The 25,577-nt window shown below is 59.4% G+C and carries 24 protein-coding genes; 12 read left to right on the forward strand and 12 right to left on the reverse strand.

The features are described 5' to 3' along the window. The first annotated feature begins 140 nt into the window (after window positions 1-140). The 3 genes from EXN68_RS02405 to EXN68_RS02415 are packed head-to-tail and all read left to right on the forward strand — an operon-like array spanning window position 141 to window position 3,425. Entirely contained in the window at window positions 141-596 is a 456-nt protein-coding gene (locus EXN68_RS02405; RefSeq protein WP_046798804.1) for a MarR family winged helix-turn-helix transcriptional regulator, read from the forward strand. Beyond that, window positions 593-2,338, forward strand: a complete 1,746-nt coding sequence (locus EXN68_RS02410) for an MFS transporter (protein WP_161991167.1) — start codon at window positions 593-595, stop codon at window positions 2,336-2,338. The genes EXN68_RS02405 and EXN68_RS02410 overlap by 4 nt, the downstream gene beginning before the upstream one ends. A gap of 19 nt (window positions 2,339-2,357) precedes the next feature. Next, window positions 2,358-3,425 (forward strand): HlyD family secretion protein, encoded by a 1,068-nt coding sequence (locus EXN68_RS02415; protein ID WP_142839487.1) that lies wholly within the window; start codon window positions 2,358-2,360, stop codon window positions 3,423-3,425. 265 nt (window positions 3,426-3,690) lie between these two features. Here the strand turns inward: EXN68_RS02415 and rplI are convergent, their stop codons facing one another. From rplI to EXN68_RS02450, 5 genes are all read right to left on the reverse strand, one after another. Next, window positions 3,691-4,266, reverse strand: a complete 576-nt coding sequence (gene rplI, locus EXN68_RS02425) for a 50S ribosomal protein L9 (RefSeq protein WP_046798806.1) — start codon at window positions 4,264-4,266, stop codon at window positions 3,691-3,693. 14 nt (window positions 4,267-4,280) lie between these two features. Next, on the reverse strand, window positions 4,281-5,255 hold the full coding sequence (locus tag EXN68_RS02430; RefSeq protein WP_142839489.1) for a DUF2232 domain-containing protein: 975 nt from the start codon (window positions 5,253-5,255) through the stop codon (window positions 4,281-4,283). A 191-nt stretch (window positions 5,256-5,446) separates the two neighbouring features. Next, a complete protein-coding gene (rpsR, locus tag EXN68_RS02435) occupies window positions 5,447-5,695 on the reverse strand; it encodes a 30S ribosomal protein S18 (RefSeq protein WP_003496832.1) in 249 nt (82 codons plus the stop codon). Window positions 5,696-5,708: 13 nt separating this feature from the next. Next, complete coding sequence (gene rpsF, locus EXN68_RS02440; protein ID WP_003496829.1) at window positions 5,709-6,170, reverse strand: 30S ribosomal protein S6; 462 nt, start codon at window positions 6,168-6,170, stop codon at window positions 5,709-5,711. A 292-nt stretch (window positions 6,171-6,462) separates the two neighbouring features. Further along, on the reverse strand, window positions 6,463-7,506 hold the full coding sequence (locus EXN68_RS02450; protein ID WP_142839490.1) for an aldo/keto reductase: 1,044 nt from the start codon (window positions 7,504-7,506) through the stop codon (window positions 6,463-6,465). Between the two features lie 221 nt (window positions 7,507-7,727). On the opposite strand from EXN68_RS02450, the gene fabD reads away from it, so the two are divergent. From fabD to gmk, 7 genes are all read left to right on the forward strand, one after another. Beyond that, the gene (gene fabD / locus EXN68_RS02455; RefSeq protein WP_142839491.1) at window positions 7,728-8,672 is read left to right on the forward strand and encodes an ACP S-malonyltransferase; all 945 of its coding nucleotides are present in this window, start codon (window positions 7,728-7,730) and stop codon (window positions 8,670-8,672) included. A 96-nt stretch (window positions 8,673-8,768) separates the two neighbouring features. Beyond that, window positions 8,769-9,506, forward strand: coding sequence for a 3-oxoacyl-[acyl-carrier-protein] reductase (gene fabG / locus EXN68_RS02460; protein ID WP_006314577.1), 738 nt, complete (start codon window positions 8,769-8,771; stop codon window positions 9,504-9,506). 349 nt (window positions 9,507-9,855) lie between these two features. Then, window positions 9,856-10,092: an acyl carrier protein gene (locus EXN68_RS02465; protein ID WP_003502080.1), complete on the forward strand. Its 237-nt coding sequence runs from the start codon at window positions 9,856-9,858 to the stop codon at window positions 10,090-10,092. Window positions 10,093-10,344: 252 nt separating this feature from the next. Beyond that, on the forward strand, window positions 10,345-11,607 hold the full coding sequence (gene fabF / locus EXN68_RS02470; protein ID WP_142839492.1) for a beta-ketoacyl-ACP synthase II: 1,263 nt from the start codon (window positions 10,345-10,347) through the stop codon (window positions 11,605-11,607). Window positions 11,608-11,935: 328 nt separating this feature from the next. After that, entirely contained in the window at window positions 11,936-13,156 is a 1,221-nt protein-coding gene (gene mltG, locus EXN68_RS02480) for an endolytic transglycosylase MltG (protein ID WP_142839493.1), read from the forward strand. Window positions 13,157-13,228: 72 nt separating this feature from the next. Next, window positions 13,229-14,116: a YicC/YloC family endoribonuclease gene (locus tag EXN68_RS02485; RefSeq protein WP_142839494.1), complete on the forward strand. Its 888-nt coding sequence runs from the start codon at window positions 13,229-13,231 to the stop codon at window positions 14,114-14,116. Window positions 14,117-14,121: 5 nt separating this feature from the next. Further along, complete coding sequence (gene gmk, locus EXN68_RS02490; RefSeq protein WP_142839495.1) at window positions 14,122-14,784, forward strand: guanylate kinase; 663 nt, start codon at window positions 14,122-14,124, stop codon at window positions 14,782-14,784. 1 nt (window position 14,785) lies between these two features. On the opposite strand, the gene EXN68_RS02495 is transcribed toward gmk, so the two are convergent. The 7 genes from EXN68_RS02495 to lptF all read right to left on the reverse strand — a co-directional run bounded on the left by EXN68_RS02495 (window position 14,786) and on the right by lptF (window position 23,241). Further along, on the reverse strand, window positions 14,786-15,409 hold the full coding sequence (locus tag EXN68_RS02495; RefSeq protein ID WP_142839941.1) for an alpha/beta hydrolase: 624 nt from the start codon (window positions 15,407-15,409) through the stop codon (window positions 14,786-14,788). A gap of 70 nt (window positions 15,410-15,479) precedes the next feature. Beyond that, window positions 15,480-16,310: a 16S rRNA (adenine(1518)-N(6)/adenine(1519)-N(6))-dimethyltransferase RsmA gene (gene rsmA, locus EXN68_RS02500; protein WP_046798814.1), complete on the reverse strand. Its 831-nt coding sequence runs from the start codon at window positions 16,308-16,310 to the stop codon at window positions 15,480-15,482. Next, window positions 16,310-17,332 carry a 4-hydroxythreonine-4-phosphate dehydrogenase PdxA gene (gene pdxA / locus EXN68_RS02505; protein WP_142839496.1) on the reverse strand — a complete coding sequence of 341 codons (1,023 nt, stop codon included), beginning with the start codon at window positions 17,330-17,332 and terminating at the stop codon, window positions 16,310-16,312. Before pdxA ends, rsmA begins: the two co-directional genes overlap by 1 nt. A 26-nt stretch (window positions 17,333-17,358) precedes the next feature. After that, the gene (locus EXN68_RS02510) at window positions 17,359-18,306 is read right to left on the reverse strand and encodes a SurA N-terminal domain-containing protein (protein ID WP_142839497.1); all 948 of its coding nucleotides are present in this window, start codon (window positions 18,304-18,306) and stop codon (window positions 17,359-17,361) included. 299 nt (window positions 18,307-18,605) lie between these two features. Beyond that, entirely contained in the window at window positions 18,606-20,987 is a 2,382-nt protein-coding gene (locus EXN68_RS02515; protein ID WP_142839498.1) for an LPS-assembly protein LptD, read from the reverse strand. After that, the gene (gene lptG, locus EXN68_RS02520) at window positions 20,987-22,075 is read right to left on the reverse strand and encodes an LPS export ABC transporter permease LptG (RefSeq protein WP_142839499.1); all 1,089 of its coding nucleotides are present in this window, start codon (window positions 22,073-22,075) and stop codon (window positions 20,987-20,989) included. The genes EXN68_RS02515 and lptG overlap by 1 nt, the downstream gene beginning before the upstream one ends. After that, window positions 22,072-23,241 carry an LPS export ABC transporter permease LptF gene (gene lptF, locus EXN68_RS02525; RefSeq protein ID WP_142839500.1) on the reverse strand — a complete coding sequence of 390 codons (1,170 nt, stop codon included), beginning with the start codon at window positions 23,239-23,241 and terminating at the stop codon, window positions 22,072-22,074. The genes lptG and lptF overlap by 4 nt, the downstream gene beginning before the upstream one ends. A gap of 331 nt (window positions 23,242-23,572) precedes the next feature. Between lptF and EXN68_RS02530 the strand changes: the two genes are divergently transcribed. Further along, window positions 23,573-25,066 carry a leucyl aminopeptidase gene (locus tag EXN68_RS02530; protein WP_142839942.1) on the forward strand — a complete coding sequence of 498 codons (1,494 nt, stop codon included), beginning with the start codon at window positions 23,573-23,575 and terminating at the stop codon, window positions 25,064-25,066. 25 nt (window positions 25,067-25,091) lie between these two features. Next, window positions 25,092-25,541 (forward strand): DNA polymerase III subunit chi, encoded by a 450-nt coding sequence (locus EXN68_RS02535; RefSeq protein ID WP_142839501.1) that lies wholly within the window; start codon window positions 25,092-25,094, stop codon window positions 25,539-25,541. Window positions 25,542-25,577 lie beyond the last annotated feature (36 nt).

The following is a 25,577-nucleotide window of genomic DNA, read 5'->3' on the forward strand; positions in this document are numbered from 1 at the left end:
GCCGGAATTTTCCGGCAACGTGATTCGCTGCCATGAGTTTACCGCATGGCAGACCCGGCATGAAAGAAACTTGAAAATCGTCAGGCTTGCGAATAAATAGGCAGTAAATAAGTAGTGTGCTAATTATAAGGCTTGCTGACATGTCCCGCGAGACCGACAAGGAACAGCTTCTCGATGAAGTCTCCGCTTTCACCCGCAAACTGCGCGCGTTTTTTGATGCACGGGTAGGGGAAAGCGGCCTGACGCTGGCGCGTGCCCGTGCGCTTTTTGCCCTGTCGCGGCGCGGCCCGCTGACGCAGACCGAGCTTGCCGAAGAAATGGAAATCGAAACTCCGACGCTGGTGCGGGTTCTCGATGGCATGGAAAAACAGAACCTCATCGAACGTCGCTCCGACGAAAACGACCGCCGCGCCAAGCGCATCCACATGACGGAAGAGGGTGAGAAGACCTCCGGCACGGTGCAGGCGGTGGCAAAGACGCTGCGCTCGGAAATCACCGCCGATATTTCCTCTGAGGATCTGGCCATGGCGCTGGATGTGATGCGCCGTCTCTCAGCCAATCTGCAAAACCTTGCGGCCGGGAGGGTGCAATCGTGAGCACCGTGTTGCCGCAGACCACGGACGAGGCTGCCTCTGAAAAGGATGTGGCTGTTGCCAGGCCAGAGGAAGCCGTGGCTGCCTCCCAAACAGTGAGCGATGCCGATGGTGGCGAGATCGCGCCGGAACCTGCTGTTCCCGCCGCACCGCAGCCGGTTGAGCGGCCGGTGTGGCTGCGGCTGTGTTTCATCTTTGCGGGCCTGTCGTTCTTCATAACCCAGGGTCTGGGCATGAACCTCGTCATGGCCAATATCTACCAGTTACAGGGCGAATTTTCCGCCACGGTGGCTGAGGTGGCATGGCTTTCCGCTGCCTATATGGCGCCCTATGCCACCTTCTCCATCGCGCTCTTCAAGATCAGGGCGCAATATGGCCTGCGGCCCTTTGCCGAACTCTCGATCATCGCCTTCGTGGTTGCCTCCTGTCTCAACCTCTTCGTGACGGACCTGCATTCGGCAACCGTGATCCGCTTTGTCAGCGGCATGGCCGCCGCGCCGATCTCGTCACTCGGATTCCTTTATATTCTCGAGGCCTTTCCGCCGGCGCGAAAATTCTCGCTCGGTTTCAGCATCGCACTGACCGGCACGTTGCTGTCGGCACCCATCGCGCGCATCGTTTCGCCCTCCCTGCTGGAAATCGGCGGCTGGAACGCGCTCTATTCCATGGAAGTGGGTTTTGCGCTGATCTCCTTCGCCATGATCTATGTGCTGAAAGTCACGCCGCCGCCGCGCGCCAAAGTCATCGAGCGCGTGGATATTCTGAGCTATCTGCTGTTTGCGGGCGGTCTCGGCTGTCTGGCGGTCATGCTGACACTCGGCCGGTTCTACTGGTGGTTCGAAACATGGTGGCTGGGCGTGCTTCTGGCGACGTCGATTGCGCTTCTGACGCTCATGGCCTTCATCGAATTGCCGCGCAAGAACCCGCTGCTTGACCTGCGCTGGATTTTCTCGAAAACCAACCTGCATATCATCGCTGTCCTGCTCGTTTACCGCGCGGTTTCCTCCGAGCAATCCTCGACGGCAGTCGGCTTTTACCAGCAGCTTGGCCTGCTGAACGAACAGACGACAACACTTTATGCACTGGTGCTGCTGGCGACTGTGCTTGGCGGCGCGGCCTGCGCCTTTCTGATGCTGACGAAATATGTCGATACGGCCCATGTGATCGCGCTGACGCTGATTGCGGCCGGCTCGTTCATGGACAGCCAGTCCACCAATCTGACGCGGCCGGGTGAAATGTATCTCAGCCAGATGATGATCGCCTTTGGTGCCGCCATGTTCCTGCCGCCCGTCATGTCCAAGGGTTTTGCCGCAGCACTTGCCAGAGGCGCACCTTATCTGGTGAATTTCATCGCCATCTTTCTGTTCACCCAGATCACGGGTTCGATGCTGATGACCGGGCTGCTCGGCAGTTTCGTGACGCTGCGCGAAAAATTCCATTCCAATGTTCTGGTGGAAAATATCCTGCTCACCAACCCCATGGTCGCCCAGCGCGTATCCCAGCTTTCTGGTTCTTACAGCCATGTCATCACCGATCCGGCGCTGCTGAAGGCGGAGGGGCTGTCGCTTCTCGGACAGCAGGTCAGCAGGGAGGCCTATGTGCTCGCCTATAATGACACGTTCCTGCTGATATCAGTTGTTTCGGCGCTGGCACTGGCCGCGCTTTTGCTCCACCTTGCCTGGATGCGCATCCGTCCATTCCTTCTCCGGGATAATGTCGATGCCGCACCGGCACCACAGTCTTGAACCTTCCAAGAGTGACAAAATGCTGAAGAAGTTTTTTACCCCCGTTTCCATTCTCGTTCTGCTCGGTGGTCTCGCCGGCATAGCACTCGTACTTTACGCCTGGCGGCTGCCGCCGTTTCTTTCCACGGTGGAAATGACCGACAATGCCTTCGTGCGTGGGTACGTCACGACCATGAGCCCGCAGGTCAGCGGTTATGTCGTGGATGTGCCGGTCAAGGACTATCAGGAGGTCAAGCAGGGTACGTTGCTGGCAAAGATCGATGACCGCATCTACCGCCAGAAACAGGCGCAGGCGGCTGCATCGCTCGATACGCAAAAGGCAGCGCTCGATAATTCCCGCCAGCAGGAAAACGCCGCCAATGCCAATATTCTCTCCAGTCAGGCGGCTGTCGACAGCGCCGAGGCCTCGCTGAAACAGGCGCAGCTCGCATCCGACCGCCAGGATAATCTCATCAAAAGCGGCGTCGGAACCTCCAGCCTGCAGGAAGAGGCACATGCCGCGCTTGAAAAGGCCCGGGCCTCCCTGTCGCAGGCGAAAGCCGCGCTCGAAGTGTCGCGTCAGGACTTGCAGACCATCATCGTCAATCGCAGTTCGCTGCAGGCGGCGGTCGCCAATGCCGAAGCCGCTGTCGAACTCACCAGGATCGATCTCGACAATACCGAAATCCATGCGCCGGTGGACGGCAGGCTGGGTGAGGTCGGCGTGCGCACCGGCCAATATGTCACGGCCGGAACACAGTTGATGGCTGTCGTGCCGCATGATGTCTGGGTCATCGCCAACTTCAAGGAAACCCAGCTTGCCGGCATGCAGGTCGGCCAGCCGGTAACGATCTCGGTCGATGCGCTGCATCGCCGCAAGCTCAACGGCCGTGTCGAGCGGTTCTCGCCGGCCACCGGATCGGAATTCGCCGTCATCAAGCCGGACAATGCGACCGGCAATTTCGTGAAGATCGCCCAGCGCCTTGGCGTTCGCATCGCTATCGATGCGGATCAGCCACTGGCGGCGGAACTGTCGCCGGGTATGTCGGTGGTGGTGCATGTGGATAAGAGCGCGGCGCCGGAGGGGGCTGAGACGGCGGCGAGGTAGTGGGCGTTGAGGGTGCAGAGAGGTTTACCCCCCTCTGTCCTGCCGGACATCTCCCCCTCAGGGGGGGAGATCGACTCGCGGTCAGGTTTCACCCATCTCAACAGTTGCCAATGGAGTGTTGGCAGCGCCTCTTGCCGATCTCCCCCCTTGAGGGGGAGATGCCCGGCAGGGCAGAGGGGGGTATCCAACAACACACTCCAACCCCACAAACAAAAAACCCCGGATGCTTCCATCCGGGGTTTTCCTATGGCCGTTAAGCCAGATCTTATTCGTCGTCGCCGTTGCCGTCAGCTTCCGGATCGAAGAAGTCTTCCGGACGCAGTGCGTCTTCGTCAACGCCGTAGATGGCGTCGGCGGAGGTGAGGCTTTCGCCCTTGGACTGGCGTTCGGCTTCTTCGGCGGAACGGGCAACGTTCAGTTCGACCTGAAGCTCGACTTCGGCGTGCAGGTGCAGGGTAACGTTGTGCAGGCCGATGGTCTTGATCGGCGTGTTCAGTTCAACCTGGTTGCGGCCGATGTTGAAGCCTTCTGCGCCGAGGATTTCGACGACGTCGCGGGCAGCAACAGAACCGTACAGCTGACCGGTTTCGCCAGCCGAACGGACGACGATGAAGGACTTGCCTTCGAGTGCTTCGGCAACCTTCTGGGCTTCCGACTTGCGCTCGAGGTTACGGGCTTCAAGCGTTGCGCGCTCGGTTTCGAAACGGGTCTTGTTGGCGGCGTTGGCGCGCAGCGCCTTGCCCTGCGGCAGCAGGAAGTTACGTGCGTAACCGTCGCGAACCTTGACGGTTTCGCCCATCTGGCCGAGCTTGTTGATGCGTTCGAGAAGAATAACGTCCATCTTCTTGATCCTTTCTAGTTGTTGGTTTCGTTCGAATTGTCGGTTTTCCGTGCAGGCGTCAGCGAGATCGTGCTTCGCACGTCGCTCAGGCCGAGCACGAGAATGATGAACAGCGGAAAGACAAAGACCGCCGAGAGATAAGCGAGGATGAGAACCGGCAGACGCCAGTCCTTTCCGCGCGCTTTTTTATGCAGCGAGGCATAACCTGCCATCAGGAAGCCCGCGCCGAAGGTGCCGCAGATGACCGCGCCAACCATGGCGGCGACGCCCCCGAAGAACATGGCGACGATGCCGCCGAGAAAGATGAAGATCGCGTTGCGGTGCATGCGCAGCGCCGAAGCGATGTCCTCGCGCGGGCGAAGACCCTTGCCGAAGGAACCGACCAGCCGGCTTGCGAAATAATAGGCCGCAAACAGCAGGATGACCCACAGGCCGCCCTGAACGATCGGCAGCATCAGCACCAGCAGCGATTTCGTCTGGGCCAGCGCCTCGGCATTGGGCTCGAACAGGGGTTCGCGGTTCTGTACCGAGGTCATCATGATATCGACCATGCGGGCAACGAGATCAGGGCCGTAGCCGATCATCCAGCCGAGAATGATGACGGCGATGCAGACCAGAATGCACAGATGCAGGACGATGCCGGACAGCGGATACCAGGCGAGCAGATCATCCGGACCGCCGAGTTCGGAGGCCGGGCGCGCCAGATTGGCAAGATGTGAAAGCCAGCCCGCCGGGATCAGCGTGAAAATGGCGATGGTCAGCGCAAAAAGCGGCGACATGACCAGCGCGCCGATGATGGCCGTGGTGATGATCGCGACGATGGCGGCGCGATTGCCCCAGCCCATCCCGGCGATGAAGATCGGCATGGCCGACCCGGCATAAAGCAGGAAGGAAAAGGACGACTGTGCCGTTGCGCCAAGCGTTAAAAACGCGGCGCATATGCCGGCGAGAACGCCGGAGATCAGCACTGTCTGATTCAACTTTTGCACTTCGCTGTCCTGCTGAAACTTGAGCAGTTAGAGGACCGTTCCTTAAGGAGCGTCGTCCCCAACATGGGTTTTATGGTATCGATCCGCGCCCAACGCGGAAGGATTTAGAAACCTTCAACCTACTGCTTAGAAGGCAGTAGCTTCAAAGGAGAAAACGAGGCCGCACCAAAGCGCAGCCTCGCTTCAATTCATTACGCTACGACGTAAGGCAGCAGGCCGAGGAAACGGGCGCGCTTGATCGCCTGGGCGAGTTCGCGCTGCTTCTTCTGGGAAACGGCCGTGATGCGGGAAGGAACGATCTTGCCGCGCTCAGAGATGTAGCGCTGCAGCAGACGAACGTCCTTGTAGTCGATCTTCGGAGCGTTGGCGCCGGAGAAGGGGCACGTCTTGCGACGGCGGTGGAACGGGCGGCGTGCCTGGGAAGAGGATGTATCAGCCATTGGTCAATTCTCCTTATGCACGGTCTTCGCGCGGACGGCGCGGACGGTCTTCGCGGTCGCCGAAGCCACCTTCGCGCGGTGCGCGGGGGCCACGATCTTCACGCGGGCCACGGTCCGGACGGTCGCCGTCACGGCGCGGACGGTCGTCGCGATCGCGCTTCTGCATCATCGCGGACGGGCCTTCTTCGTGGGCTTCGACGGCGATGGTCATGTAGCGAAGAACGTCTTCGTTGATGCGCATCTGGCGCTCGACTTCATGAACTGCAGCCGCCGGAGCGTCGATGTCCATGAGAGCGTAGTGAGCCTTGCGGTTCTTCTTGATGCGATAGGTGAGGGACTTCAGACCCCAGTTCTCGACGCGTCCGACTTTACCGCCGAACGATTCGATAACGCCCTTGTACTGCTCGACAAGTGCGTCGACCTGCTGGGCAGAAATATCCTGCCGGGCAAGGAAGATGTGTTCGTAAAGAGCCATTTAAGCTTTGCCTTTCTTGCGTTTCGTCCTTCACCCGGCAACGGCGCTAAGCCTCAACGACTGCTCTTGGGTGAGGCCGTGAGGCCTTAAAGCAAGAAAAGCGTTGTTCGAGACGGTCGAGAGCGGAGACACGGGAGGCCGGAAAAACCTTATGGTTCCTGCTGTTTCGTTACCGAAACCAGCCCTCCGTTCAGCCACCAGCCAATTGGACCGGGTGTTGTGAACAGCGCGCTTATACCCATTTTTGCCCGGAATGCAAGGACACAGGGTAAAAAAGCGCGCCGTGATGGTGTCAGATCGCCATCGGATACTTGCGATGGATCGCCGCGATCCCTTTGAGCACGTCATCCGACAAGGTCACGTCGGCGGCGGCAATATCCGCCTTCAGCTGTTCCATTGTTGTCGCGCCGATGATCACTGAAGCCATGAAGGGGCGGGTGAGGCAGAAGGCGATGGCGAGTTGTGCCGGATCGATGCCATGCTCGGCGGAAAGCTCCAGATAGGCTTTGACCGGCGATTCCTGATGTGGCTGCAGGCGGCCGCCGAGCTCCCTGTTGATGGTGCCGCGGGATCCCGCCGGGTAGGCGCCGTTCTGGTATTTGCCGGTGAGAAGCCCGGCCGCCAGTGGCGAATAGGCGAGCAGACCGACATCCTCGTGATGGGCGACTTCCGACATGTCCAGATCGAAGCTGCGATAGAGCAGGTTATATTCGTTCTGGATGGTGGCGACACGTGGCAGGCTGCGGGCCTCGGCGATGTCGATATATTTCTGTGTGCCCCAGGCGCTTTCGTTGGAAAGGCCGATGGCGCGGATCTTGCCAGCTTTCACCAATTCGCCGAGCGTATCGAGCTTTTCGGTAATTTCAGCGAGCGTGCGCACCTTGTCCTGACCGGAGGCATCGAAACCCCAGGCGCCGCGGAAGTGATAGGTGCCGCGATTCGGCCAGTGAATCTGGTAAAGGTCGATATAATCGGTCTTCAGGCGCTTGAGGCTGGTATCGACGGCCTCGCGGATGGCGGCGGCATCGATATCGCGGCCACCGCGAATGTAATCGCGCCCCGAGCCGGCAACCTTGGTGGCGAGCACGACCTGATCACGCTTGCCGGTCCTTTCGAACCATGTGCCGATATATTCTTCCGTCCGCCCCTGGGTTTCGGCGGAAACGGGGGTGGTGGGGTAAAGCTCGGCCGTATCGAAGAAATTGACGCCGTTCTCGATGGCGTAGTCCATCTGCCCATGGGCATCGGCTTCGGTATTCTGCGTGCCCCACGTCATGGTGCCAAGGCAAATTTCGGACACGGAAATACCCGTGCGGCCCAATAGTCTCTGTTTCATGGAAATGTTCCGGTGCTTGGCGAGATGTTTTGAAGGGTGGCATGAAAGTAATCGGGAATTGCCGCAGTGCAAGAAAAAATATGACTAAAAGAAAGGCTGAATAGGGTGGCAAAACCCTGCGGATGCGCCTGCCGCAGGGCGTCAAGTCTTGACACCGCTGGCCGGAATGTGAATGGAAGTCGCTGGAATAAAGGCAAGCCAGACAAGAAGGACCACATCCCATGGGTATTGCATTCACATTTCCCGGTCAGGGAAGCCAGGCCGTCGGCATGGGCAAGGAGCTTGCCGATACCTACGTCGAGGCGCGCGCCGTGTTCGAGGAAGTGGACGAGGCGCTTGGCCAGAAGCTTTCCGATATCATGTGGAACGGCCCGGAAGAGACGCTGACGCTGACGGCAAACGCCCAGCCGGCACTCATGGCCGTGTCCATGGCGGTCATGCGCGTTCTCGAAGCGCGCGGTCTGAAGCTTTCCGACGCTATCTCCTATGTCGCCGGCCATTCGCTTGGTGAATATTCGGCGCTCTGTGCTGCCGGCACGTTTTCGATTGCCGATACCGCGCGGCTTCTGCGCATCCGCGGCAACGCCATGCAGGCCGCAGTGCCGGTCGGCGAAGGCGCCATGGCAGCGATCATCGGGCTGGAACATGATGCGGTTTCGGCAATCTGCGAGGAGGCCGGCATTCTCGGCGTCTGCCAGATCGCCAATGATAATGGCGGCGGCCAGCTGGTCATCTCCGGCTCCAAGGCCGCTGTCGAGAAAGCCGCCGCGATCGCTTCCGAAAAAGGCGCCAAGCGCGCCATCATGCTGCCGGTTTCCGCGCCCTTCCACTCGGCGCTGATGGCGCCGGCTGCGGAAGCGATGCGCGAGGCGCTGGCCAAGGTCGAAAAGAAGGCGCCCGTCGTGCCCGTCATCGCCAATGTGCGCGCCGCGCCGGTTTCCGATGCCGACGAGATCGCCGCCCTGCTGGTCGAACAGGTGACGGGTCAGGTGCGCTGGCGCGAAACGGTTGAGTGGTTCGCCGCCAACAATGTCACGCAGCTTTACGAGATCGGCTCCGGCAAGGTGCTGACGGGCCTTGCCCGCCGTATCGACAAGACGGTGAACGGCGTTGCCGTCAACGGTGCAGCCGATATCGACCAGCTTCTTGCCACTCTTATCGGCTGAGACGGGCTTCGCCCCGCAACGGCTTTATTTTTGACAATTCCCGACGCAGAACCGCAAAAAGCTCCTGCAGGATTTGCTCTAAAGAAGGAACGGACCATGTTAGATCTGACAGGCCGCAAGGCTCTCGTAACCGGCGCGACCGGTGGCATCGGCGAAGAAATCGCCCGCCTTCTGCACAAACAGGGCGCAACCGTCGGCCTGCATGGCACGCGCGTCGAAAAGCTCGAGGCGCTGGCGGCGGAACTTGGCGATCGCGTCAAGATTTTCCCGGCTAACCTTGCCGACCGCGCCGAGGTCAAGGCTCTCGGCGAAAAGGCCGAAGCCGAGCTGGAAGGCGTCGATATTCTCGTCAACAATGCCGGCATCACCAAGGACGGTCTCTTCGTGCGCATGAGCGACGAGGACTGGGACAACGTCATCGAAGTGAACCTGACCGCGATGTTCCGCCTGACGCGTGAGCTGACGCATCCGATGATGCGCCGCCGTTTCGGCCGCATCATCAACATCACCTCCATCGTCGGTGTCACCGGCAATCCCGGCCAGGCCAATTATTGCGCCTCCAAGGCCGGCATGATCGGTTTTTCGAAGTCGCTGGCGCAGGAAATCGCCACCCGCAACGTCACCGTCAACTGCGTGGCTCCGGGCTTCATCGAAAGCGCCATGACCGGCAAGCTGAACGACAAGCAGAAAGACGCCATCATGGGCGCCATCCCCATGAAGCGCATGGGCACCGGCGCTGAAGTCGCCTCCGCCGTTCTTTATCTGGCTTCCAATGAAGCCGCCTACATGACCGGCCAGACCCTGCACGTCAACGGCGGCATGGCGATGATCTGACGCGCTTCCAGCCGTCATGAAAAGGATTGCGGCGCTATTTCAGCACCTTCTTGGGTAGCTCGCGCCGCAAGGCTCCGCCGACCGGTTTCCGGCTAAATTGCCTGTCATACGCTGTGCTTAGCGCGTTTTCAGGCTTTTCGACCGATTGAAACCGTGTTAAGCGGGCCAAGACTGTGAACAGTCGTCCCGGAGAGACAGGAAGCCGTTGCGATTTTGCGTGACGATGTCTAGCTTGGACCGGGTTGAACGGGTTTGCCAGCGGTGCCGGATTTGAACGGCGCATGAGGGCTTCTAACAGGGCAGGGTGCCGCAAGGCATTCCCTTCAAAATAAAGGTCGAGGAAACCGACATGAGCGATATCGCAGAACGCGTAAAGAAAATTGTAATTGATCATCTTGGCGTTGACGCCGACAAGGTTGTCGAAGGCGCCAGCTTCATTGACGATCTGGGCGCTGATTCGCTCGACACCGTTGAACTGGTCATGGCTTTCGAAGAAGAATTCGGCGTTGAAATTCCCGACGACGCAGCTGACTCGATCCTGACCGTTGGCGACGCCGTCAAGTTCATCGAGAAGGCCCAGGCCTGATCGACCTTCATGGGGGAGGTGCAATATCCTCCCCATCTTGGCCCGGCTCGTCCGGGCCAATGTTTTATAGAGAGACGGTACGTGCCCGAACCGGCGCGCGTTCCAGGCTCTGCATAAGTTCCCCGGCCGGAAACGGTGCGCGGCGAAAATTATGCGGACATTTGAAATGCTGCAGCGTCTCGCAAACGTCAGTCCATGGCGTCCGGCATTGCAGAAAAGACCGATGATTTGGATAAGGGCGGAGCATTGGCGATGAGGCGTGTCGTTATCACCGGTACCGGCATGGTATCTCCTCTTGGATGTGGAACGGAAGTCACCTGGGAAAGGCTGCTCGCCGGCCAGAATGGCGCCCGTCTCGTGACTGAATTCGAAGTCGAGGACCTGCCCGCAAAGATCGCCTGCCGCATTCCCGTCGGTGACGGTTCCAATGGCACGTTCAATGCAGATGACTGGATGGAGCCCAAGGAACAGCGCAAGATCGATCCTTTCATCCTGTACGGCATGGCCGCCGCCGACATGGCGCTTGCCGATGCGGACTGGCATCCGGAAACGGATGAGGACCAGATCGCGACAGGCGTGCTGATCGGCTCCGGCATCGGCGGCCTGGAAGGCATTGTCGAGGCGGGTTATACGCTGCGCGACAAGGGCCCGCGCCGCATTTCACCATTTTTCATTCCCGGCCGTCTGATCAATCTCGTATCCGGCCAGGTTTCCATCCGCCACAAGCTGCGCGGACCGAATCATTCCGTGGTAACGGCCTGCTCGACCGGTGCGCATGCCATTGGCGACGCCGCCCGGCTGATCGCGCTTGGCGATGCCGACGTCATGGTTGCCGGTGGTGCCGAATCGCCGGTCTGCCGCATCGCGCTTGCCGGTTTTGCCGCCTGCAAGGCGCTTTCCACTCAGCACAATGACGACCCGCAGAAGGCATCCCGCCCCTATGACCGCGACCGCGACGGTTTCGTCATGGGTGAGGGCGCAGGCATCGTCGTTCTGGAAGAGCTGGAACATGCCAGGGCGCGCGGCGCGAAGATTTACGCCGAAGTCGTTGGTTATGGCCTTTCCGGTGATGCCTACCACATCACGGCCCCGTCCGAGGACGGCGAAGGCGCCTATCGCTGCATGTTGATGGCGCTGAAGCGCGCTGGTCTTACGCCTGACGATATCGACTACATCAACGCCCACGGCACCTCCACCATGGCCGATACGATCGAGCTTGGCGCAGTCGAGCGGCTTGTCGGCGATTCGGCCTCGAAGATCTCCATGTCTTCCACCAAGTCGGCCACCGGCCATCTGCTGGGTGCGGCGGGTGCGATCGAAGCGATTTTCGCCACGCTCGCGATCCGTGACAACATCGTTCCGCCGACGCTGAACCTCGACAATCCCGATGTCGAGACGAAGATCGATCTGGTGCCGCACAAGGCGCGCAAGCGGCAGGTCAATGTGGCGCTCTCGAACTCTTTCGGTTTCGGCGGCACCAACGCCTCTCTCGTGTTGCGTCGTTACGAAGCATAATTGCGGCGGCGGCTTGCCGCCGCTGGCGCCCTCCCACCGGGTGCTGACAAAGGACGTTCTTTCCTTTGAAGAACGCATTGCGGCTTGCGAAAGCCATTCCGGTTTTCGCGCCGATATTGTAGTCGTTTATGGGAAGCGTTTGCCGGTTCGGGGTGATTTCCGGCCGCAGGCTGCTTCCTCCATCGGCTTTGTCCGAAACGATGTTCGTGAAGCGGAATAGCAAGCCTTCACGATATCTCTATGTGGTGCAGGAAGATATTCCGAACCTGTTTTTGCCGCATTACCTGCGCAAAAAGCGCTGACAACGCCGAACTGAAAAGGACCGACGGTGAGCGACACGAACCAGAACAGCCAGGGACCATACGGACAGAACGGCGCGGGCGAATCCAATCGCGGCCCGATCATTCCGAAATCCCCAACCGAGGCGCTGCGCCCGGAAAAGGTGCCGGCCCCGCCGAAGCGCTCCCGCAAGGCCCATGGCCAGCTGGTGATCTTCCTGAATTTTCTGATGACGCTTGCGGTTGCCGTCTGTGTCCTGGCCATTGCCGCTTTCTATTACATGATCAATGCGTTCCAGGAGCCCGGTCCGCTTCAGACGAACACACATTTCACGGTGCGCAACGGCGCTGGCATTATCGAGATTGCCAATAATCTCGAGCGCAACGACGTCGTTTCGAATGCCCGCATTTTCCGCCTGATGACCGGCAGCTACCTGCAGAAGGACCAGACGCTGAAGGCGGGTGAATATGAGATCAAGGCCGGCGCATCGATGAAGGACATCATGATGCTGCTGGAATCGGGCAAGTCGATCCTTTATTCCGTGTCGCTGCCCGAAGGTCTGACCGTCAAGCAGATGTTCGCGCGCCTTGCCGCAGACGAGGTACTGGATGGCGAATTGCCCTCCGCCCTGCCGGAAGAGGGTAGCCTGCGCCCCGACACCTATCGCTTTACCCGCGGCACCAAGCGCGAAGAGATCATCAACCAGATGAGCGCGGCGCAGGACAAGCTGATCGACATGATCTGGGAACGGCGCGACCCCGACCTGCCGATCAAGACCGTCGAGGAATTCGTCACGCTTGCCTCGATCGTCGAAAAGGAAACCGGCAAGGATGACGAGCGCGCCCATGTCGCCTCCGTCTTCTATAACCGCCTGAAGAAGGGCATGCGCCTGCAATCCGACCCGACGATCATCTATGGTCTGTTCGGCGGCGACGGCAAACCCTCCGACCGGCCAATCTATCAGTCGGACCTGCAGAAGCAGACGCCGTTCAACACTTATGTCATCAAGGGCCTGCCGCCGTCTCCCATCGCCAATCCGGGCCGGGCAGCACTTGAGGCGGTTGCCAATCCGTGGCGTACCGACGACCTTTATTTCGTTGCCGATGGCACGGGCGGCCACGTCTTTGCCAAGACGCTGGACGAGCACAACGCCAATGTCCGCCGCTGGCGCAAGATCGAGGCGGAAAAGGCGGCAGCCGGCGCCAATCCGGATGTGGCCGTGGATGGCCAGCCGGGCGGCGCAGAGGCGGAAAAACCGACCAACAACTGATTGATGATCCTGACCGGGCCCTGCCAAACGCGAGGCCCGGTTTTGTACGGCATGACGGGGGGGCTTCCAGATATGACATTACAATCGATGACCGGCTTTGCGCGCAGCGAAGGAACATCCGGCCGTTACCGCTGGGCGTGGGAACTGCGCTCGGTAAACGGCAAGGGGCTTGATATGCGCCTGCGCCTGCCGAGCGGTCTGGAAGCGCTGGAAACGGCCCTGCGGGAAATCGCGGGCGGGCACCTTTCCCGTGGCAACATTCAGGCGGGGTTGACGCTGGCCATTGCGGAAAACCGGCTGGAGGCCGTCATCAATCGTGATGCTCTCGCCGCTGTTCTGGCGCTCAAACAAGAGCTTGGCGATATCGTGGAAGACAAGCCGCTGAGTTTTGATACGCTGCTGTCACTGCGCGGCCTCGTCGATTTTCGCGAGGCGGAAGATGCCGCTGAGGCACAGGCCGAACGCAACGCCGATGTGCTTGCCGGTTTTGCAGTTGCCATCGAGAAGCTGAAGGACATGCGCGAGCGGGAAGGTGCTTCGCTGTTTGCCATCCTGTCCGGACAGATCGACAGGATCGAGATGCTTGTGGAGCTTATTGAAAATGATCCTTCCCGCCAGCCGGAACAGATCGCGGCAAGGCTTGCCCAGCAGATCGCCCTGATCGGCGAGGGCATGCACGGGCTCGATCGTGATCGCCTCCACGCCGAGGCGGCGCTGATCGCCACCAAGGCGGACCTGCGTGAAGAGCTGGACCGGCTGCGCGCCCATGTGCAGGCGTCGCGCGAGCTTTTGACGATTGGCGGGCCTGTCGGCCGCAAGCTCGATTTTCTTGCACAGGAATTTAACCGCGAGTCGAATACAATCTGTTCCAAATCGAACGCCAGTGCGGTAACCGCAGCAGGCATAGAGCTGAAAGTGGTTATCGACCAGTTCCGCGAGCAGGTCCAAAATCTGGAGTAGACCCCATGGCCCCGGTGAATGATTCTCCCGTCACGATTGCCCGCAGAGGGCTGATGCTGGTGATTTCTTCACCATCGGGCGCAGGCAAATCCACGATTGCCCGCAACCTGCTCGACAAGGACAAGAATATCGGTCTGTCCGTCAGCGTCACGACGCGCCCGCGCCGCCAGAGCGAGATTGACGGCATCCACTACCATTTCATTTCCAAGCGTGAATTCGAGCGCTTGCGGGATAGCGATGCGCTGCTGGAATGGGCAGAGGTTCATGGCAATTTTTACGGCACCCCGCGCGGGCCGGTGGAAGACGCCATGGCTGTCGGCCGCGACATGCTGTTTGACATCGACTGGCAGGGCGCCGAGCAGCTGCAGGACAAGATGAAGGCGGACGTCGTTTCGATCTTCATCCTGCCGCCGACCATGACCGAACTGCAATCGCGCCTGCACCGCCGGGCAGAAGACACCGAAGAGGTCATCAAGACGCGCCTCGTCAATTCCCGCGCCGAAATAGAGCACTGGCGCGATTATGACTATGTCATCCTCAACGACGACCTGCAGGCGGCCTTCGAAGCCGTGGAGGCCATCGTAAAAGCCGAACGCGTCCGCCGCGACCGCCGTCACGGCATGTTCGATTTTGTGCGGGCGCTGCTCGAGGAAGAGCCGCAGCTCTGATTTACGCTGCGGGTCCACGCGCCAGCCATTGACCGGTCAGTCGCTCGTCCATGGCATCTTCTGCCCATCCATGGCCCGCGTCGATCGTTTCCAGAATGACCTCCGCACCGGCTGCAGCCAGTTGACCGGCCAGATGCGGGGCATCGGAGGGGTGACGCCGGTCGTCACGGGCGCCCGCAAGCAAAAGTATGGGATACCCTGCGAGGTTTGGAAGAGGCTGTTCACTCCTCGGAGATAGTGGGCGAAGCAGGATAGCGCCCTTTGACGGATGGCGGTCCTGACATATCGTTTCAGCCGCAATGATCGCACCGTTCGAATATCCGACGAGAACGGGTCTTTGCCCCGTCTGCTGAAACACGAAGGTGACAAACCGGCATAGTCTGGCAGCTTGATGTTTCAGATCGTCGATATCGAGCTGTCTGTCAGGCCTTCTGCGAAAAAACGCGAAGCCATTCTCCCAGGGAACAGCCCCTCTCGGCGCATATAAGACGCCCTTAGGAAAGGTGGCGCGGCCAAAGGAGATGAGGTCCTCTTCCGTTCGTCCCGATCCATGCAGCAGGACAACCGCGCAGTCGGGTGTTTCGGTGGGAACATCGAGCTTGTAGTGAAAACCGGCATTCTCCACGCTTGTTCCTCTAATCGCAGGGTCCACGAACCTGTGTCCCACCGTCCAGAACAGTGCATCACAGAGCGTGTTACAGGCAATTCGCCAATGTCACGAATTCCTCCACCGACAGCGTTTCCGCCCGTCGCGTGGGGTCAATGCCCGCTTTTTCCAGCAGCGTTTCGCCGCCAAGGCTCTTCACGCTCTGGCGCAACATCTTGCGCCGCTGACCGAAGGCGGCCTCGGTCACTTTTTCAAGCTTGGCGACATCGCAAGGCAGCGGCTTGTCCTTGGGCAGCAGGTGCACGACGGTGGACGTCACCTTCGGCGGCGGGCTGAAGGCCTGCGGTGGCACGTCGAAGGCCATTTCCGATACCGTGCGCCAGCCGGCGAGAACGCCAAGGCGGCCGTAATGATTGTCGCCTTCCTCAGCCACGATGCGCTGGCCGACTTCCTTCTGGAACATCAGCGTCATGGAGAGCCAGAAAGGCGGCCACGCTTTTGGCAGAAGCCAGTTGACCAGCAATTGTGTGCCGACATTGTAAGGCAGGTTGGCGATGATACGCACCGGTTCACCGGCGGGAATCATCGCCTCGAAATCGGTCTTGAGGGCATCGCCCTCAATCACCTCGAGACGCCCGGGATAATGCGCTTCGATTTCCGCCAGCGCCGGCAGGCAGCGGCTGTCGCGTTCGACGGCGATGACCTTTTTGGCACCGAGCGAAAGAATGGCGCGGGTGAGGCCGCCAGGTCCCGGGCCGACCTCAATCACCGTCACGCCTTCAAGCGGCCCCGCTGTCCGGGCGATCTTCTGGGTGAGGTTGAGATCAAACAGGAAGTTCTGCCCAAGGGATTTCTTCGCATCGAGCCCATGGCGCTGGATGACATCGCGCAGCGGCGGCAGTCCGTCTATGGCCGCCATTATGCGACGGCCCGACTGCGGGCGGAAATTTCCGCCGCCATCTTCAGCGCCGCCACAAGGCTTGCCTCATTGGCGATGCCCTGACCGGCAATGCCGAAGGCGGTGCCGTGGTCCGGCGAGGTGCGGATGAAGGGCAGGCCGAGCGTGACATTGACCGAATCGTCAAAGCCGAGTGCCTTGGCCGGAATGAGTGCCTGATCGTGATACATGCACACGGCGACATCATAGCGCTTGCGGGCGGCGTCGTGGAACATGGTATCGGCGGGCAGGGGGCCGAAAGCATCGATCCCGTCTTTGCGTAGCCGCATGGTCGCCGGATGAACCACGTCGCGGTCCTCGGTGCCAAGCGCGCCGTCCTCGCCCGCATGCGGGTTAAGCCCGGCAACCGCCAGACGCGGAGCTTCTATTCCGAATTTCTGCCGCAGATCGGCATCGACGATACGGCATGTCTCGACAATCAGTTCTTCGGTCAACGCTGCCGGCACGTCTTTGACGGGGATGTGGATCGTGACCGGGACGACGCGGACCTTGGGACCGGCAATCATCATCACCGGCATCACCTGCTCACCCTTGAGGCGCAAAGCGAGATCGGCCAGAAATTCCGTATGACCCGGAAATCCGAAACCCGCTTCGTAAAGCACGGATTTTGCAATCGGATTGGTGACGACGGCTGCAGCCTTGCCCTCAACAGTCAGGGAAACGGCGGTTTCTATCGCCTTGATCGTCGCATGCGCTGCTCCGACATGTGGCTGGCCCGCCTGAACCTCGAACCCGACGGGAAGCGGCAGGATTGGGAAAGCGCGATCAAAAACGCTTACGGCATCCGCCACATCGCAGGTCTCGATATTGACCGGCATGCCGATCAGTGCCGCACGGCTGGTCACTACGTCGGGATCACCGATAAAGATAATCGGCGGCAGACCGTTCTCCTGACGCCTGGCCCAGGCGGCAATGGCGATATCGGGGCCGATACCGGCTGGATCTCCCTGTGTCAGGGCAAGCGGCAGGGATGCATGTGTCACGGAAAGACCCGGCTTTCGTATCAGTATCAGGTGTTGACGATCTGCGCCTTTTTGCGCAGCTCATCCATATACTTCTTTTCGTTCGGGTTTTCGCCGTCCTTGGCCTTCATCAGGTCTTCGGACTTGAACACCATCTCCGCCGCATAGTCGTCGGAAACCTGACGCTGCTTGCAGATGGCCAGATATTCGACACCCTTTTCGGTCACGCGCGTTCCGGTGGTGCCGCCTTCCTTGGTCTTTTCAACCAGCGCCTTCCAGTCTTCCGGCAGCTCAGGCGCGAGAATGCGGCCAAGATCCTTGATCGCCACGTCGCGCATGGTTGCTGCAAAGGTCATGGCCTGGTCGCAGCCGGGATAACGCTTGCGCGAAGCTTCAGCCTCGGATTTGCGTTTGCCGGTAATGGAATTGCGCTTGGACTCCGGGATGACGAAGATGACCTGCTGCAGGAAATATTCGGTCGTGACCGGCTTGTTGCCACGTTCCTGCAGGCGGGTAACGAGGTCCTGGTTCGACATCTTGCCGCGTGCGCCATAACGGGCGTTGACAAGGCGAGGCCAGCTCATCTGCACGGCGATGAAGGCTTTGAAATGGTCAGCGCCGACGCCCGCCTGTGCCAGCACCTTCGACAATTGATCCGGTTTCATCTTGTTGTTGCCGGCAAAACGCGCAAAAGCGGCATCGACCTCCTCGGTACTGACCGACATTTTCACCCGGCCGATTTCCTCGCGTTTCAGTGCCTCATCGACCAGCTGCTCGCGCGCCTTTTCGTTGAGATTGCCGGACTGGCGCTGCAGCTTCAGGAAGGCGACGCGTTTGGCGATATCGTCATTGGTGATCGGTGTCTTGTTGACGACGATCTTGACCGTGGCATCGGCGAAAGCCTGGCCGGTATAGGGCACGGCGGCCATGGGAACGGCAAATATCGCAAAGGCGAAAGCAGCGCCACGCAAAGCCGTCTTTCCGAAATTCATCATGTCCTTCTCCCTTTCGTCGGGCAGGGGCCTGTCTCCCTGTCCCGCCAGTCTGTTCTGCCTGACGGTGGAAATTTCACATTCCCCGGCCTGTCAGACCTGCATTTGCGCGTCCGCGCCGCGATTTTGCCACGTATATATCATCGCGATCCGTAGGACGGCAATGTGTCGGTTTGTTGAAAGAAAACCCGATAGAGGTTTATACCTGGCCGACACTGGCGTGTTGTTGCGGCGAAACCGTGACTTTTACTGGCTGAATGGCAAAAAGGCGGGTCACGATGCTGCGTGACCCGCCTTTAAACTCAGTAATTATTCGGCTTCCAGCCGATATCCATATCGGCCCAGTCTTCATTTGCGGAGCCGACACTGATATCGCCGAGCGTGCGGAACGCCAGACGGGCGTTGATCGACCAGTCATTGGCAGACTGTCGGCTGGAGTTGATGTTGCCTTCGTCGGAATAGCTTACAGTGAAGATCGTGCACTCATCCTGATAGAGAATGCCAACCCGGCGCTCTGCAGCAAACTTGCCGTTCAGGTCGTAATTGATCGAGCCGAATAGCGACCAGTTGTCGTCCATGCGCAGCATACCGGAAGCCTGAACAATGTCGCGGTCCTCGTTATAGCCATATTTCGGCTGTGCCTTGACCTGCGTATAGCTGAGCTTGCCGGTAACGCGGCGGTCAGAATAGCTGAGTCCCGTCTCCGACCGATTGATGTCGAGGTCGTCCTTGTCAAGGCGCAGGCTCGATGACAGCGAAAGGCCGATCGGCGCATCGAAAGCGGCCATGGCGACGTAATCCGAACGGTCGGATTCGAGGCCGGAATCAGCACCGACATTCGCCAGATCATAGGATGCGAAGGAATTTTCGCCCGCCAGATGGAAAGACTGGCCGACAACGGCGCGAACGCCGTAACCGTTGTCGAACGTGCCATTGTAGCGGAAGCCAAGATTGGCGCGCGTGCCGCCTTCGATCCGGTCGAAACCGGAGAATTTGTCACGCTCGAACAGATTGGTCGCATCGAACACGAAAGCCTGCGCATCTTCATTGGGAAGACGGCCGGAATATTGCTCATTCGGACGCACGAAGATCTGTGCGATCGGTTCGATCACGTGGCTGCTGTTAAGCGCCGTGAAGAGCCAGGGATAACGCACCTCAAGACCGCCGGTGACCATGCCGCGGAACGCCGCGTCATCATGCATCATGCCTTCATAGGCATAAGACGTGCCGCCAGAGGTGAAGCTTGCCGGGGACATGTCCGTCCACAGAGCATCGCCACGTGCAGCGAGGATCGGTGTGATCTGCAGACCGCTATCCATGGTGAAGGTGCGTTTCCACTCGGCTTCGGTGGAAAGGCGCGTATAGTCACCCTCAAGTCCGTTAAAGCGCGAATATCCGCCAAGAGCGTATGCGTCCTGCTTCAGGCGGGTGATGCTGGTCAGGTTGGTGGTCAGCGAAAGCTCGCCACCATAGATCGGATCCGGAACGAAATAACGGTAGTCTACGACCGGATGGACGATGGCCTGCTTACGTTCGAGAGATTCAGTATTGTCCGTGTCCTGAACGTTGAAATAATAACCACGCGCATCGAAATTGTTCCGCTCGCCCGTGCCCGTCAGATAAATCTGGTTGGTCTGGACGTCGTTCTTGTAACCCTTCAGCCCGTAGGTGCGTGAAAAGTTATTGTCGGTCTGCACCATGGCATCCCAGCCGAATGCCCAGCGCGGATTGATGGTGAAGTCGCCCTTGCTGGCGATCATGCCGCGATTGTCGTTGAGCGCGTCGCTGGTTCCGGCCGTGAAGGTGTCGGATTTCAGCTGACTGATGCCGGCGACCGTGACCGTATGCATGCCGGTTTCGAAACGCTGGCGCAATTCCGCCTGCAACAGCAGACCCTGCGTCGTGTAATAGGTCGGCGTAACCGTCACATCAGATGTGTCGGACAGGACCTGGAAATAGGGAACGCCGATGCCAAAACCGAGATTGTCGGTAATGCTCATCTGCGGGAACAGAAAGCCGGACTTCCGCTTCACCGTATTGTCCGGAACCGTCAGGAACGGCACATACGCGATCGAATGGCCAAAAAGCTGCAGGCGGGCTTTTTCCAGCCGGATCGTATGGGTCTTGCCGTCCTGGACAACGCGCTCGGCCTTGACCTGCCAGAGCGGCGCCTTTTCAGGCTTTGCGGCGCAGGGCAGACAGGCGGTGTAGACGCCGTTGTTGAGGACCATCAGGTCGCCTTCGAGACGCTCGGCGCTTTCACCCGCGATGCGGGTATTATCAGGGGTCTCGACGCGCAGCGCGTTGACGAATCCCTGGCCAAAGTCGTCGGTAACGTCCATCTCGTCGGCATAGATCTTGTTGCCGCCGGGTTCGATCAGCTCGATATTGCCATGCGCGATCACACGGCCGGTCTGCTGATTATATTCCACTTGCTGGGCCACCATGCGGTAGCCCGAATATTTCATGCGAACCACGCCCTTCGCGATGACGCGCTGGGAGTCGCGATTATAGGTCAGTTCATTTGCTGTAAGCAGGAGTTTCGAATCGTCTTGGCTTGCAGACGCAAGCAACCCGCCCTGGCCAAAAGCGACCGGGCTTGATGCCAAATACGCGCACACAGCGGCACCCGTCAGAAGGGCCGTCCAAAGCCGCCTGATATTCCCGCGGTCATATACCGCCACTAGCCGTCCTCCTGATGAAGCAGAATGGTTGCCCCCAAAGCCAACGCCACGACGACTGGAACCCAGACCGCGACGGTGGGAGGGACAACACCACCACTCCCGAATGCCCTTACGAGCACGGTTACTACATAAAGCACGAAGCCGGAAACGATTCCACCCAGAATCACGGAACGCGATTGGGCGAAGCGGCTGAACTTTAATGAAACGGTCGCGGCGATCAAGGTCATCGCAACCAGAAGCAGGGGCGTCGATAGCAGGAAATGATACTGCGTCTCAAGCGCTTTTGAAGACAGTCCAAAAGACTTTGCAACTTCGATCTTGTGAGAAAGATCAAAGAAAGCAACGGTTTCCGTCTGTGTCATGCGTTCCTGCACGAATTCGCGTCTCAGATTGGTACTGATCTGCGTGCTCTCTTGCCGAACTGGCACATGCCCGGCGCGCGTTTCCGTCACATCGTTAAGAAGCCAGTAACCATCTTCCAACTTTGCCGACTTGGCATCCTGCCGCGAGACGATGTTTCCGTCCTTGTCGAGGTGGATCAGAACCACATCGAGCAGCATCGTTCCGTTGTCCTCGAAGCTCTTGGCGCCGATGATCGTATCCTGGCCGCCGCTTGCCTGACGCATCCATGGAATGATCTGCTGCTGGCGGCCGCCATTGGCTTCGTTGCGCCATCCCGCTTCCATAGCCAGCGACCGATTCTGGCCCCATGCGGCGATGGGGTTCAAAACGACGACGGACAGAATGCCGAGAAGGACGGATCCGAGGACGAAAGGAAGGATGAATTGCCAGGCGGAAACACCTGCTGCGCGCGTGACAACCAGTTCGTAACGTCGATTGAGCGAGATCAGCGTCGTCATGCCCACGAAAAGGGCGATGAAGGGAACGGTCTGTTGCAGAATCAGCGGCAGGCGAAGTGCTGTCAGGCCAAGTGCGCCCGGAACCGAATAGCCCGGCACACTGGACATGCGCCGTGCCGTCTCGCTGAAATCCGCGAGATAGATGATCGACGATACGCCAAGCACGAACCAGACGGCCGTCATCAGATATCGTTTCAGGAAATATCGGGCGAGGGTGTTGAAAATCATGCGTTGCCGTTCCCCGAATTGCGCGCCAGCCGGCTGGAGAACAGACGGCGCATCCGGCCCGCCGCATCCGCGATAATCTTCGGCATCTTCGGCTTGCGACCGGTTATCAGGATGAAGGCGGCCGCACCGCCGCTGAGACCCGGCACGGCATAGACAAGCGGAATGAAAGCCGCACTCTGCTTGACCTGGTTGGTGACGTAAAAACCGAGCCAGCGCAGCATGAAGGCCGTTACCAGCGCGGCGACCATGGGATGCATGCGCGCCTCGCGATGCGAACGGGCATCGGCGGCGATGACCAGCGATATCAACGCGAAGGCAAAGGCGAACATCCAGTCCGACAGGCGCTTGTGCAGCTCGCTGCGGAAGTTTTCCGGCGACCGCTTGTAGCTCGCATTGTTCTCGTCAGGCGACAGAAGGAAACCGAGGCTGGCATCGCCCGGAGACAGCGAGGGTTCGGAATCCTGCTTCTCCGACATGGTCGAAAGGTCGAAGGCGTAGGACAGGAACTTGACGATCGACACCTTGCCGTCAGGGGTCTTCTGCTGCACTTCGCCGTCGCGCATGGTCAGCGATGTGCCGCTCTCATCGATCATGCCTTCCTTGGCATAATAGATGAGATCGAAATTCGGATCGCGCCGGTCGGCGACGAAAAGGCCCTTGAGGATACGGCCCTGCCTTTGGGCGATCTGCACATAGAGACCATCCTGAATGGTACGGAAGGTCTTTTCTTCGATCACCGAGGACAGGAGGTCGGCATAGGCCGCAGCCACCATCTGCCGGGCGGAGTTACGCGCCGGCGGCTCGATGAAATTGGTGATGGTGAAGGAAAGGGCGCTCAGAACTGCGGCCAGAATGAGAACCGGGCGAAACATCACTGAGCGCGGCGATCCGGCCGCATCGATGATGGCAAGCTCGGAATCATTGTTCATCGCCGTGAATGTCTGGGTGATGCCGATGACGAGGGCAAAAGGCAAAACAACGGGGATCAGCGTCGGCAGGATCAGGGTCGCGAGCGCCATGAAGGAGCCCATCGACTGGCCCGTATCGGTGACGAGATTGATTCTCTGGAGAACCTGGATGGTCCAGATGATGGCCAGCACCGGCAACAGCGCGACCAGAAACATCTGCGTTGTCCGCCGCAGGATATAGTTCTCAAGAAGCTTCATACGGCCCTGTTCGACATTGTTTTCCCGTGCGATTGCCCGCCGGATTTCCGCCTATCTAATCGCATCGTTTGCAATTGGCTATTCCGGCGTGCTCACAAATATGTTTTGCACGACGATTTTTCCATCGCCTGTGTCTTTTTGTGGAACAAGCTGTCGGTTTCATGACGTAATCGGCCCAGCCGCAAAAATGTCATTCCTTTAACGAATGTGGACCTTTAAGGAATGTCGGCCTTTAAACAAATCAGGCCATAAAAAATGTAGGGTTGCGCCGGGGGCTGAAAAGGCCATGATCGTGCGCATCATGCAATTTGACCATGAAGAGCAGGAAAACATGTCCGCCAAATTCGATATTTCTTTCGCCAATTCCGCTTCGCTTGAAAACTCGCTGGCCGTTGTGCTGCAGGCCTCCGGTGAGGCGCAGGCCGCCGCCGGTGCTTCCGAGGCAGATCCGGGTGGCGTGATCGAGAGGGCGGCGAAGATTGCGGGATTTGCTGCCAAATCCATGACGACGCTCGATGTGATCGCGCCGCAGGGCTCGAGCGCAGACCGATTGCTCGTCATCGGCCTCGGCAAGCCGGCGAAACTTGTTGCGCATGACTGGCTGCGCGCCGGCGGCACCGCCGCCGCAAATTTCCGTAAAACCGACAAGGTCGCCATCTATCTCGACGCTCCGGGCGTCGAAATCAGCGCGCAGGCCGCTGCGGATTTCGCGCTGGGCCTTCTGCTGCGTGCCTATAGCTTCGATGCCTACAAGACCAAGAAAAAATCCGACGACGAAAAGACACCGAAGAAAGTCGATGTCGTCATCATCACGGCCGCTCATCAGGAAGCGGAAAAGGCCTTTGCCGTCTCCGAGGCTGTTGCGGGCGGCGTCGTTCTGGCGCGCGACCTCGTCAACCTGCCGCCGAACGTTCTCGGCCCCGTCGAATTCGCCGAAAAGGCGGAAGAACTGCGCAAGCTGGGTGTCGATGTCGAGATTCTCGGCGAAAAGGACTTGAAGAAGCTTGGCATGAACGCGCTGCTCGGCGTGGCGCAGGGCTCGGCCCGTCCGCCGCGGCTTGCCGTCATGCAGTGGAATGGCGGCTCCAAGAAGGATGAACCCATTGCTTTCGTCGGCAAGGGCGTGGTTTTTGATACTGGCGGCATTTCGCTGAAGCCCGGCCTCAACATGGAAGACATGAAGGGCGACATGGGTGGCGCCGCAGCCGTCACCGGCCTCATGCATGTGCTTGCGGCCCGCAAGGCGAAGGCAAATGTCATCGGCGTTATCGGTCTCGTGGAAAACATGCCTGATGGCAATGCCCAGCGTCCGGGCGACATCGTCACTTCCATGTCCGGCCAGACCATCGAGATCATCAATACCGATGCCGAAGGTCGCCTGGTTCTGGCGGATGCGCTCTGGTACACCAAGGAGCGTTTCAGCCCGAAATTCATGATCAACCTCGCCACCCTCACGGGTGCGATCACGGTTGCGCTCGGCAATCTTCAGGCCGGCCTTTTCTGCAATGACGACGAGCTTGCGACGCGCCTCGCCCAGGCTGGTGACGCGACGGCGGAAAAGCTGTGGCGCATGCCGCTCGGCAAGGATTACGACAAGATCATCGATTCCAAATTCGCCGACATGAAGAACAGCTCGGGCCGTCTGGCGGGCTCCGTCACCGCCGCGCAGTTCCTCAAGCGCTTTGTGGGTGAAACGCCGTGGGCGCATCTCGATATTGCCGGCACGGCGATGGGATCGCCCATGACCGAGATCAACCAGTCCTGGGGATCGGGTTACGGCGTGCGGCTTTTGAACGAACTCGTTCGCGCCCATTACGAAGATTGATGCGAGCGGAGTTCGAAGTCTGCGGATGACTGAAATTCTGTTCTACCATCTGACGGAATCGAAGCTCGAGGATGCGCTGCCGCCTTTGCTCGAAAAATCGCTGGAACGCGGCTGGAAGGTCGCGATCCAGACGGTGGACGAGGAGCGCCGCGATTTCCTCGACGCGCATCTGTGGACCTTTCGTGACGACAGTTTTCTGCCGCACGCCACGGATGCGTCTCCGGCACCGCAAAGCCAGCCGATTCTGCTCACAGCCTCGGAAGTCAACGGCAACGGCGCAAATGTCCGCTTTCTGGTGGATGGCGCCGAACCGCCAACGGTAGAGGCCTATGAGCGCATCGTCTTCATGTTCGACGGATATGATGCCTACCAGCTCGAAATGGCGCGAAATCACTGGAAAAGGCTGAAGACTGAAGGCCATGCGCTGACCTATTGGCAACAGTCGCCAGAGGGGCGCTGGCAGAAAAAGGCGTAGTTGCCGGCAGGTGTCGAGACCGACCGCGTGCGGAAG

It is taken from the genome of Martinezella rhizogenes, from assembly GCF_007002745.1.
GTDB classification, from domain to species: Bacteria; Pseudomonadota; Alphaproteobacteria; order Rhizobiales; family Rhizobiaceae; genus Agrobacterium; species Agrobacterium cucumeris.

Coding starts and splice junctions, on each gene's coding strand:
- EXN68_RS02405 (WP_046798804.1), top strand. CDS start 141: ATGTCCCGCGAGACCGACAAGGAACAGCTTCTCGATGAAGTCTCCGCT.
- EXN68_RS02415 (WP_142839487.1), top strand. CDS start 2,358: ATGCTGAAGAAGTTTTTTACCCCCGTTTCCATTCTCGTTCTGCTCGGT.
- rplI (WP_046798806.1), bottom strand. CDS start 4,266: ATGGACGTTATTCTTCTCGAACGCATCAACAAGCTCGGCCAGATGGGC.
- rpsR (WP_003496832.1), bottom strand. CDS start 5,695: ATGGCTGATACATCCTCTTCCCAGGCACGCCGCCCGTTCCACCGCCGT.
- rpsF (WP_003496829.1), bottom strand. CDS start 6,170: ATGGCTCTTTACGAACACATCTTCCTTGCCCGGCAGGATATTTCTGCC.
- EXN68_RS02450 (WP_142839490.1), bottom strand. CDS start 7,506: ATGAAACAGAGACTATTGGGCCGCACGGGTATTTCCGTGTCCGAAATT.
- fabD (WP_142839491.1), top strand. CDS start 7,728: ATGGGTATTGCATTCACATTTCCCGGTCAGGGAAGCCAGGCCGTCGGC.
- fabG (WP_006314577.1), top strand. CDS start 8,769: ATGTTAGATCTGACAGGCCGCAAGGCTCTCGTAACCGGCGCGACCGGT.
- EXN68_RS02465 (WP_003502080.1), top strand. CDS start 9,856: ATGAGCGATATCGCAGAACGCGTAAAGAAAATTGTAATTGATCATCTT.
- fabF (WP_142839492.1), top strand. CDS start 10,345: ATGAGGCGTGTCGTTATCACCGGTACCGGCATGGTATCTCCTCTTGGA.
- EXN68_RS02485 (WP_142839494.1), top strand. CDS start 13,229: ATGACATTACAATCGATGACCGGCTTTGCGCGCAGCGAAGGAACATCC.
- gmk (WP_142839495.1), top strand. CDS start 14,122: ATGGCCCCGGTGAATGATTCTCCCGTCACGATTGCCCGCAGAGGGCTG.
- rsmA (WP_046798814.1), bottom strand. CDS start 16,310: ATGGCGGCCATAGACGGACTGCCGCCGCTGCGCGATGTCATCCAGCGC.
- EXN68_RS02510 (WP_142839497.1), bottom strand. CDS start 18,306: ATGATGAATTTCGGAAAGACGGCTTTGCGTGGCGCTGCTTTCGCCTTT.
- lptG (WP_142839499.1), bottom strand. CDS start 22,075: ATGATTTTCAACACCCTCGCCCGATATTTCCTGAAACGATATCTGATG.
- lptF (WP_142839500.1), bottom strand. CDS start 23,241: ATGAAGCTTCTTGAGAACTATATCCTGCGGCGGACAACGCAGATGTTT.
- EXN68_RS02530 (WP_142839942.1), top strand. CDS start 23,573: ATGTCCGCCAAATTCGATATTTCTTTCGCCAATTCCGCTTCGCTTGAA.
- EXN68_RS02535 (WP_142839501.1), top strand. CDS start 25,092: ATGACTGAAATTCTGTTCTACCATCTGACGGAATCGAAGCTCGAGGAT.